The following is an 8,305-nucleotide window of genomic DNA, read 5'->3' as shown; positions in this document are numbered from 1 at the left end:
CTCACCCCCCGGCCCCCTCTCCAAAAAAGAGGGGGAGCCGACCGCCAGCAAACGTTGGTAGGCGTCAGGCTCCCCCTCTTTTTTGAAGAGGGGGCCGGGGGGTGAGGTTAACCCGGCTGAGTTGCATAATTCCGAATATACTACTATTTCTCCCATGACGCCCACCCTCGAAAACTACACCCTCGGCCGCTGGGACGCCGGCCCCACCGCCCCGCACGAGCTGCTCGACGCCAGCACCGGCGAAGTCATCGCCCTGGCCAATACCGAAGGCTTCGACTTTGCCGAAATCCTGGCCTACGGCCGCCGCGTAGGCAACCCGGCCCTGCGCCGGATGACCTTCCACGAGCGCGGGCGGATGCTCAAGGCGCTGGCTTTTCACTTGCAGGAAAAAAAGGAAATTTTCTACGAGCTGAGCTACCGCTCGGGCGCCACGCGGGCCGACTCGTGGATTGATATTGAGGGTGGTATCGGAAATCTGTTTGCCAATGCCTCGCTGCGGCGCAAGTTCCCCGACAAGCCGTTTTACGTGGAGGGTGAGCCGGTGGGGCTCAGCAAGGGCGGCACTTTTATGGCGCAACACCTGCTGGTGCCGCGCGAGGGCGTGGCCGTGCACATCAACGCCTATAACTTCCCCATTTGGGGGATGCTGGAGAAAATCGCGGTGAACCTGCTGGCCGGGATGCCTGCCGTGGTGAAGCCCGCCGTGCCCAGCGCCTACCTCACCGAGGCCGTGGTGCGCGAAATCATCGCCAGCGGCATCCTGCCTGAAGGCGCATTGCAACTGGTAGTGGGCTCGGGGCAAGGCATTCTCGACCACGTGACGTACCAGGATGTGGTGACTTTTACCGGCTCGGCCGCCACCGGGGCCAAGCTGCGGGCACACCCGCGCATCATCGCGGAGGCGGTGCCCTTTACGCTCGAAGCCGACTCGCTCAACGCCGCCGTATTGGGCCCCGACGCCGTGCCCGGTACGCCGGAGTTTGACTTGTTTATCAAAGAAGTGCGCAAGGAAATGACGGCCAAGTGCGGGCAGAAATGCACTGCCATCCGCCGCGCCATCGTGCCCAATAATCTGCTTGAAGATGTGCAAATCGCCCTCGGCAAAGCGCTGGCCCAAACCACCATCGGCCACCCGCAGGCCGAAGGCGTGCGAATGGGCGCGCTGGCCGGCCGCGAGCAGGCCGCGCGCCTGCGCGAACAGGTGCGGCAGCTCGCCAAAAACACGCCCATCGTGTACGGCGACCTCGACGCCGAAGTGCCGCTGCTGGGCCGCGAGCGCGGGGCCGATTTCGCCAAGGGCGCGTTCATCTCGCCGCTGGTGCTGCGCAACGATAAGCCGTTTGAATACACCGATAGCCACGAACTGGAAGCCTTCGGCCCGGTAGTGACGCTGATGCCTTACCACGACCTAGGCGAAGCCGTGCAGCTGGCCAACCTCGGCAAAGGCTCGCTGGTGAGTAGCATCGCTACCAACGACCCGCGCACGGCCCAGGAATTTGTGCTGGGCGCGGCCACGCACCACGGCCGCATCCTGGTCATCAACAATGACATGGCCAAGGAAAGCACCGGCCACGGCTCACCCATGCCGCAGCTCATCCACGGTGGCCCCGGCCGCGCCGGCGGCGGGCAGGAAATGGGCGGCATCCGGGGCGTTGAGCACTTTATGCAGCGCGTGGCCTTGCAGGGCTCGCCCAGCATGATTACGGCCATTACGGAAGTGTATCAGCCGAAAGCCCGGCAGATTGAGAAGGACAAGCACCCGTTTCAGCACTACTTCGAGGAGCTGGAAATCGGGCAGACGTATACCACGCACAAGCACACGGTGACGGAGGCCGACATCACGAATTTTGCCCAGGTGTCAGGCGATAATTTCTACGCCCACGTCGATGCTACCTCGCTGGAAGGCACGCTCTTCACCGGCCGCGTGGCCCACGGCTACTACATCCTGAGCAAGGCGGCCGGCATGTTCGTGGACCCGCGCAAGGGGCCGGTGTTGCTGAACTACGGGCTGGATGAATGCCGCTTCACCAAGCCCGTGTACCCCGGCACTACCATCGGCGTGACCTTGACGGTGAAAGAGAAAATAAGCCAGGAAAAGCGCGACGCCGACGACGTAGCCAAAGGCATCGTGCGCTGGCTGGTAGAAGTAACCGACCAAACCGGCGACACCGTGGCCGTGGCTACCATCATGACGATGGTGAAGAAGAAAAACCAGGAATAAGTACCCCCACGCCTGTCATGCTGAGCTTGCGAAGCATCTTATCACGTTTGAAATAACTTAATGTGATAGGATGCTTCGCAAGCTCAGCATGACAGGCGTTTTTAAACCAGCACTATATCGTATGAGCACCCTTACCGCCGGCCACGTCGCCGCCACTACCGATGCCCTGGGCATTGCCACCATCTCCTTTTTCCACCCCTCGCACAACTCGCTGCCCGGCCAGCTTCTGCGCGAGTTAGCCGCTACCATCACGGCCGTGGGCCAGGCCGATACCACCAAAGTCATCATCCTCAAGAGTGAGGGCGAGCGCACGTTTTGCGCCGGCGCAAGCTTCGATGAGCTCATTGCTATCGAAGATGAAGCGCAGGGCCAGCAGTTTTTCTCGGGCTTCGCGCAGGTGATAAATGCCTGCCGCACCTGCCCCAAAATCATCATCGGCCGGGTGCAGGGCAAGGCCATCGGCGGCGGCGTGGGCGTGGCGGCGGCCACCGATTATTGCTTTGCTACCGCGCAAGCTGCCGTGAAGCTCAGCGAGCTGGTAGTGGGCATCGGCCCCTTCGTAGTGGGGCCGATAGTAGAGCGCAAAATCGGCGTGGCCGCCTACGCGCAGCTGGCGCTGGACGCGGCCGAGTTTCGCCCCGCCACCTGGGCGCAGGCGCGCGGCCTCTACGCCGAAGTGCTGGAAACCACCGCCGCCCTGGACGCCGCCGTGCAGGCTTTCGCCGAGAAGCTGGCCGCCTACAACCCCGCCGCTTTGGCGGCCTTGAAGCAGGTGATTTGGGAAGGTACTGCGCATTGGGACAGCTTGTTGGGTGAGCGCGCCGCTATTAGTGGGCGGCTGGTGCTGTCTGATTTTACCCGGCAGGCTATTGCGAAATTTAAGGGCTAGGAGTTGGGTGAGCAAAAGGTGAAAACCGTTTGTCATGCTGAGCGCAGCGCAGCGGAGTCGAAGCATCTCTTTAGCAGAGTAACTTCCAACGCTAGCAACGAAGCGGTAGAAATGCTTCGACTCCGCTACGCTGCGCTCAGCATGACAAAACGCTTTCCTCGCCTACCCCTCCCGGAAGAGTACAGGAGGGTTTTGGCGGGCGGGAAAAGGTTCTTGCGAGCCTATCCTTTTCCCACCTGTCATGCGTTATCTCTTAGCTGCCGCGCTGCTCGGCGCGGCCCCGCTACTACCCGGCCCCCGCGCCCAGGCGCAGGCCCGCCTCGAAACCGGCGGCCAGCAGCCCATGCCCGCCGCCGAATGGGTCGACCAGGCCACCGGCCACAAAGTGGTGCGCCTCACCCCGCTCGACGGTAAAAACGGTAGCTTCTACTTCCATAACAATCCCTTCCTGAAAACCGCCAGCGGCCAGGATGAAATGGTGTTTTACCACACCGACGAAAAAGGCCAGCAACTACGTTTGCTGAACCTGCAAACGCGGCAGGTGCGCCCGCTCACGGGCTACTACAAGCGCATCAGCGGCGAGATAGTGGGCCGCAAAAGCCACGACGTGTACTACCAGGTTGAAAACCAGGTGTACGCCATCAACGCCGACACGCGCAAGGAGCGCAAGGTGTACACGTTTCCGACCGATTTTCCGGGTAGTATCTCTACCCTGAACGCCGATGAGACGCTGCTGGCGGGCTCGCTGGGTGGGGCCGAGGCGCGCGAGATTTTCAAGAAGTACCCAGCCAAGAGCGACTTCTTCAACCGTATCTACGATGCCAAGGTGCAGCACATCCTGTTCACCATCAACGTGAAGACGGGCAAGCGCGAGGAGATTTACCAGGAAAAAACCTGGCTGGGCCACGTGCAGTTTTCGCCCACCGACCCCGACCTGCTCATGTACTGCCACGAAGGCCCGTGGGGCAAGGTCGACCGCATCTGGACCATCAGCATCAAAAGCCACGCGACCAAGCTGATGCACCAGCGCACGGTGGACGGCGAAATCGCGGGCCACGAGTTTTTCAGTCCCGATGGCAAGACGATTTGGTTTGACTTGCAGCAGCCGCGCAGCGTGACCTTTTACCTGGCCGGCGCGCCGGTGGCGGGCGGCCCCGAAACGCGCTACCAGCACCAGCGCAACGAGTGGTCGATTCACTATAACGTCTCGCCCGACCAGACGCTCTTCGCCGGCGACGGCGGCGACCCTGGCCAGGTGGCCAAAGCCCCCGATGGCCAGTGGATTAACCTGTTTCGCCCCACTGGCGACCATTTCGCCGCCGAGCACCTCGTGCGCATGGCCTATCACGGCTACAAGCTGGAGCCCAACGTCCACTTCTCGCCCGATGGCAAATGGGTGATTTTTCGGGCCAACTTTGAAGGCCAGGAGCAGGTCTACGCGGTAGAAATCGCGAAGGCGTCCTGACGTGATTACCCCACCCCCGGCCCCTCCCCTCCGGGAGAGGGGAGCCGGATGAGTTATGAGTTCTAAGTTTTGAGTTAAGAGTGCAGCAACTCAAAACTCTCAACTCATAACTCTTAACTCCACGATAGGCTCCCCTCTCCCGGAGGGGAGGGGCCGGGGGTGGGGTTTCACGCCAGAGCAGAATTACTCCGCCGCTACCGCCCGCTCCACCGCAGCCGCCCGCGCTTCGGCGGCCGGCTTTTCCGATTTCAGATACGTACCGTAGCCCACTACCACCGTCGAGAGCACTACCGTGAGGATGCCCAGCCGCACGGTACGCATGGTCGAGCGGTTGGCCCCGCGCCACTCGTGCAGCAGCAGGCCCCACATCGAGCTGAAGGCGATGATAAAGGCCATGTGCATCGTCCAGCCCGAGAAGCGGTAGTCGCCGAGCTTGCTGTCGCCCATGCCGTAGAAGAAAAACTGGAAGTACCACGTAGTGCCGGCCAGCGCGCAAAACAGAATGTTGCGCAGCGCGGGCATCGACGGATTGAGGTAGTCGGTGTAAGTTTTATTCTTAATCAGCAGGTAGATGCACCACACGGCATTGGTAGTGAGGCCGCCCAGCATGATGAGAATGTAGGTGGCGTTGTTCACGAACAGGTCGTTGGTGCCGGCCTGCCGGGCCAGCTCGGCCATGTCGTGGCCGGCATCGAGGCCGAAGGCAAAGCAAGCGCTCATCACCCCCGAAAACACGGCTACCAGCAAGCCCTTACGCAAGTCAAATTCGGCAATGGCCGCCTTCTTTTGCTCGGTGCTCAGCGACTTTTCCTTCATAATGCCCGCCATGCCGCACACCAAAATGCCCACCACGCACACCAGTAGGCCCGCCAGCGTCACCTGCCCCGACAGCGAGCGCACCAGCGCCGGAAACTGCCCATTATAGATGGGCGGCACCACCGTGCCGAATACCGCGCACAAGCCCAGCGTCACGGCCATGCCTAGGCTCAGCCCCAGGTAGCGCATGGCCAGCCCAAACGTGAGCCCGCCGAAGCCCCAGAGCACGCCCCAGAAGTACACCCAGCCCAGCGTGCTGGCGGGCGTCTGGCGCAGCACGCCCAGCAGGTCGGGCACCGTGAGCGAGCCCATAATCCAGGGCGCGAACACCCACGACACGATGCCGCCCACCAGCCAGTAGCTTTCCCAGGACCAGCCGTTTACTTTCTTGTAAGGCAAATAGAAACTGCCGGAGGCAAAGCCCCCGAGCGCGTGCAAAATGACGCCCCAGATAACGGCCATAAGTTGGGTGGGATAGTAAATGAACGAAGCAATGTAGCCCGGCAAAGCTGCGCTCTCCCCCACCCCAAACCCTCCTGTGCTGTCCTGTGCACGCAATCAGGCTGAGTCAAGCCGTGGCGTAACCTAAATTTCACTGGCGGGCAGGAGAGTGCAGGAGGTTGCGGGCCAAGTGCCCGCAGAATTTTGCAGTAACCTACACCAGGCCTTTTCAAACCGGCTCCTTATACTGACACCCTTATGAATCCCACGCTCACTTTCAACCACGTTAGCTACCTCTGGGACGAAGCCAAAGCCGCCGAACTGGCCGGCGATGAAGTGGCCCTGTTCCTGTACCGCTCCAACCTGCTCGGCGCCGACCTGCGCCTGACCAACTACGCGGGCGGCAACACCTCGTGCAAGATTCAGGCAATCGACCCCGTGAGCGGCCAGCCCGCCGAGGTGATGTGGGTGAAAGGCTCGGGCGGCGACATCGGCACGCTCACCAAAGCCGGCTGCGCCAACCTCTACGTAGAGAAGCTGCACCAGCTCAAAAACCGCTACCGCGGCCTGGAGCACGAAGACGAAATGGTGGGCTTGTTTGAGTATTGCCTCTTCGACCCCAAGTGCGCTACGCCCAGCATCGACACCCCGCTGCACGGCCTGCTGCCCTTCAAGCACATCGACCACCTGCACCCCGATGCCCTCATCGCCATCGCGGCCAGCAAGGACGGCGAGCAGATTATGCACGAAATCTGGGGCGATACCATGGGCTGGCTGCCCTGGCAGAAGCCGGGCTTCGACCTGGGCTTGCAACTGGAGAAAATCGTAGCCGAAAACCCCAACCTGCGCGGCGTAATTCTGGGCGGGCACGGCTTGTTTACCTGGGGCAACACCAGCTACGAGTCGTACATCAATACGCTGGAAGTGATTGAAATGGCGGCCACCTACCTGGAAGCCAACTACGGCAAAAACAAGCCCGTCTTCGGCGGTGTGAAGCTCGAAAACGGCCCCGACGCCGCCGAGCGCCGCCGCCTCGCCGTGTCGGTGATGCCCGTGCTGCGCGGCCTGGCCAGCAGCAACCGCCGCATGCTCGGCCACTACACCGACGACGCCCGCGTGCTGGAGTTTGTGAACTCCCACGACCTGCCGCGCCTCGCCGCCAAGGGCACCAGCTGCCCCGACCACTTCCTGCGCACCAAAATCCGCCCGCTCGTGCTCGACCCCGAGCAGATGAAGGCTGACGCGGCCACCGTTAAAACTTACCTGGAAGCCCAGTTTGCCGCCTACCGCGAAGACTACAAAGCCTACTACGAGCGCAGCAAGCACGATAACTCGCCAGCCGTGCGCGACGCCAACCCGGTGATTATTCTGTGGCCCGGCGTGGGCATGTTCAGCTTCTCGAAAGACAAGCAGACCGCCCGCGTAGCCGCCGAATTCTACACCAATGCCATCAACGTGATGAAGGGCGCGGAGGCCGTGAGCGAGTACCAGGGCCTGGCCGAGCAGGAGGCGTTTAACATCGAATACTGGCTGCTCGAAGAAGCTAAGCTCCAGCGCATGCCCAAGCCCAAGAGCCTCTCGGGCAAAATTGCCTACGTCACGGGCGGCACCGGCGGCATCGGCCTGGCCATCTGCGAGCTGCTGGCCCAAAACGGCGCCTGCGTAGTGGCCGCCGACCGCGACCGCCTCGACGAAACCCAAACCAACCTGCGCAAGCAGTTCGGCAAAGACAGCGCCCTCACCGCGCCCATCGACGTGCTCGACGCCGAAGCCATCGCCGAGAGCCTGCGCCAGACGGTGCTGCAATTTGGCGGCGTCGATATCGTAGTAAACTGCGCCGGCCTCAGCATCAGCAAGCCGCTGAGCGAAACCACGCAGGCCGACTGGGACATTCTCAACGATGTGCTCGTGAAGGGCCAGTTCCTGGTGAGCCAGCAGGCCGTGGCCATCCAGCGCCAGCAGGGCCTGGGCGGCGACATCGTGAACATCGCCAGCAAAAACGGCCTCGTGGCCGGCCCCAACAACGTGGCCTACGGCACCGCCAAAGCCGCCCAGCTGCACATGAGCCGCCTACTCGCCGCCGAGCTCGGCGCCGACAAAATCCGCGTGAATACCGTGAACCCCGACGCCGTACTGCGCGGCTCCAAAATCTGGGAAGGCGCCTGGGCAGCCGGCCGCGCCAAGGCCTACGGCATCACCGTCGAGGAGCTGCCCGCCCACTACGCCAAGCGCACGCTGCTCGGCGAAGAGTTGCTGTCGGAAGACATCGCCAAGGCGGTACTGGTCTTCGTGGATGGCTCGCTGGCTAAGAGCACCGGCAACGTGCTGAACGTAGACGGCGGCGTGGCGATGGCTTTCGTGCGCTAAAGCTGCTTCTTGCTACTTGTTAGAAAACGTCAGGCCGGGTTTGCTCGGCCTGACGTTTTGCGTTTGTGGCGGCCCGCCGTTGCGCGGACTTTGTAGTCCGCGTTTC

Annotated in this window: 5 protein-coding genes; 4 read left to right on the top strand and 1 reads right to left on the bottom strand. The window is 62.1% G+C overall.

What is annotated here, in order from left to right; genetic code table 11:
- Nucleotides 1-154 precede the first annotated feature (154 nt).
- The 3 genes from paaZ to VFO93_RS06395 all read left to right on the top strand — a co-directional run bounded on the left by paaZ (nt 155) and on the right by VFO93_RS06395 (nt 4,575).
- The gene (paaZ, locus tag VFO93_RS06405) at nt 155-2,221 is read left to right on the top strand and encodes a phenylacetic acid degradation bifunctional protein PaaZ (protein WP_325133518.1); all 2,067 of its coding nucleotides are present in this window, start codon (nt 155-157) and stop codon (nt 2,219-2,221) included.
- A 121-nt stretch (nt 2,222-2,342) separates the two neighbouring features.
- A complete protein-coding gene (locus tag VFO93_RS06400; RefSeq protein WP_325133517.1) occupies nt 2,343-3,110 on the top strand; it encodes an enoyl-CoA hydratase/isomerase family protein in 768 nt (255 codons plus the stop codon).
- A 241-nt stretch (nt 3,111-3,351) separates the two neighbouring features.
- Entirely contained in the window at nt 3,352-4,575 is a 1,224-nt protein-coding gene (locus VFO93_RS06395; protein ID WP_325133516.1) for an oligogalacturonate lyase family protein, read from the top strand.
- Between the two features lie 183 nt (nt 4,576-4,758).
- Here the strand turns inward: VFO93_RS06395 and rhaT are convergent, their stop codons facing one another.
- On the bottom strand, nt 4,759-5,853 hold the full coding sequence (gene rhaT / locus VFO93_RS06390) for an L-rhamnose/proton symporter RhaT (RefSeq protein ID WP_325133515.1): 1,095 nt from the start codon (nt 5,851-5,853) through the stop codon (nt 4,759-4,761).
- 237 nt (nt 5,854-6,090) lie between these two features.
- Between rhaT and VFO93_RS06385 the strand changes: the two genes are divergently transcribed.
- Nucleotides 6,091-8,199, top strand: a complete 2,109-nt coding sequence (locus VFO93_RS06385) for a bifunctional aldolase/short-chain dehydrogenase (RefSeq protein ID WP_325133514.1) — start codon at nt 6,091-6,093, stop codon at nt 8,197-8,199.
- Nucleotides 8,200-8,305 lie beyond the last annotated feature (106 nt).

It is taken from the genome of Hymenobacter sp., from assembly GCF_035709525.1.
GTDB lineage: Bacteria > Bacteroidota > Bacteroidia > Cytophagales > Hymenobacteraceae > Hymenobacter.
Note: the sequence above shows the minus strand (reverse complement) of the source record. Positions and strands in the feature narration are given on the sequence as shown.